This window comes from Lonsdalea iberica (assembly GCF_002111585.1).
Classification (GTDB): Bacteria; Pseudomonadota; Gammaproteobacteria; order Enterobacterales; family Enterobacteriaceae; genus Lonsdalea; species Lonsdalea iberica.
This window is the reverse complement of record NZ_LUTP01000095.1, coordinates 1-2,054: the sequence shown is the minus strand read 5'-3', so window position 1 is coordinate 2,054 and position 2,054 is coordinate 1. Positions and strand designations below refer to the sequence as shown.

General features: G+C 53.0%; 1 rRNA gene. It reads left to right on the top strand.

Annotated features, from left to right (window positions below):
* Positions 1 to 20: 20 nt before the first annotated feature.
* A 23S ribosomal RNA gene (locus AU511_RS16710) occupies positions 21 to 2,054 on the top strand; the annotation flags it as partial.

The following is a 2,054-nucleotide window of genomic DNA, read 5'->3' as shown; positions in this document are numbered from 1 at the left end:
GAGACACCTTCGGGTTGTGAGGTTAAGTGACTAAGCGTACACGGTGGATGCCTAGGCAGTCAGAGGCGATGAAGGGCGTGCTAATCTGCGAAAAGCGTCGGTAAGGTGATATGAACCGCTATACCCGACGATACCCGAATGGGGAAACCCAGTGCAATCCGTTGCACTATCGCAACATGAATACATAGTGTTGCGAGGCGAACCGGGGGAACTGAAACATCTCAGTACCCCGAGGAAAAGAAATCAACCGAGATTCCCCTAGTAGCGGCGAGCGAACGGGGAGGAGCCCAGAACCTGAATCAGTTTGTGTCTTAGTGGAAGCGTCTGGAAAGTCGCACGACAGAGGGTGATAGTCCCGTACACGAAGAGGCATGAGTTGTGAGTTCGATGAGTAGGGCGGGACACGTGTTATCCTGTCTGAATATGGGGGGACCATCCTCCAAGGCTAAATACTCCTGACTGACCGATAGTGAACCAGTACCGTGAGGGAAAGGCGAAAAGAACCCCGGCGAGGGGAGTGAAATAGAACCTGAAACCGTGTACGTACAAGCAGTGGGAGCCTTGATTAATCAGGGTGACTGCGTACCTTTTGTATAATGGGTCAGCGACTTATATTCTGTAGCAAGGTTAACCGAATAGGGGAGCCGCAGGGAAACCGAGTCTTAACTGGGCGTTAAGTTGCAGGGTATAGACCCGAAACCCGGTGATCTAGCCATGGGCAGGTTGAAGGTTGGGTAACACTAACTGGAGGACCGAACCGACTAATGTTGAAAAATTAGCGGATGACTTGTGGCTGGGGGTGAAAGGCCAATCAAACCGGGAGATAGCTGGTTCTCCCCGAAAGCTATTTAGGTAGCGCCTCGTGAATTCATCTTCGGGGGTAGAGCACTGTTTCGACTAGGGGGCCATCCCGGCTTACCAACTCGATGCAAACTGCGAATACCGAAGAATGTTATCACGGGAGACACACGGCGGGTGCTAACGTCCGTCGTGAAGAGGGAAACAACCCAGACCGCCAGCTAAGGTCCCAAAGTCATGGTTAAGTGGGAAACGATGTGGGAAGGCCCAGACAGCCAGGATGTTGGCTTAGAAGCAGCCATCATTTAAAGAAAGCGTAATAGCTCACTGGTCGAGTCGGCCCGCGCGGAAGATGTAACGGGGCTAAACCATGCACCGAAGCTGCGGCAGCGACACTTAGGTGTTGTTGGGTAGGGGAGCGTTCTGTAAGCCTGCGAAGGTGACCTGTGAGGGTTGCTGGAGGTATCAGAAGTGCGAATGCTGACATAAGTAACGATAATGCGGGTGAAAAACCCGCACGCCGGAAGACCAAGGGTTCCTGTCCAACGTTAATCGGGGCAGGGTGAGTCGACCCCTAAGGCGAGGCCGAAAGGCGTAGTCGATGGGAAACAGGTTAATATTCCTGTACTTGGTGTTACTGCGAAGGGGGGACGGAGAAGGCTAGGTTATCCGGGCGACGGTTGTCCCGGTTTAAGCGTGTAGGTGGATGTTTTTGGTAAATCCGGAACATCATTAACACTGAGGCGTGATGACGAGTCACTACGGTGATGAAGTGACCGATGCCAAGCTTCCAGGAAAAGCCTCTAAGCTCCAGGTAACACGAAATCGTACCCCAAACCGACACAGGTGGTCAGGTAGAGAATACCAAGGCGCTTGAGAGAACTCGGGTGAAGGAACTAGGCAAAATGGTGCCGTAACTTCGGGAGAAGGCACGCTGGCGTCGGTGAAGGGACTTGCTCCCGGAGCTGATACCAGTCGCAGATACCAGCTGGCTGCAACTGTTTAATAAAAACACAGCACTGTGCAAACACGAAAGTGGACGTATACGGTGTGACGCCTGCCCGGTGCCGGAAGGTTAATTGATGGGGTCAGCCGCAAGGCGAAGCTCTTGATCGAAGCCCCGGTAAACGGCGGCCGTAACTATAACGGTCCTAAGGTAGCGAAATTCCTTGTCGGGTAAGTTCCGACCTGCACGAATGGCGTAATGATGGCCAGGCTGTCTCCACCCGAGACTCAGTGAAATTGAACTCGCTGTG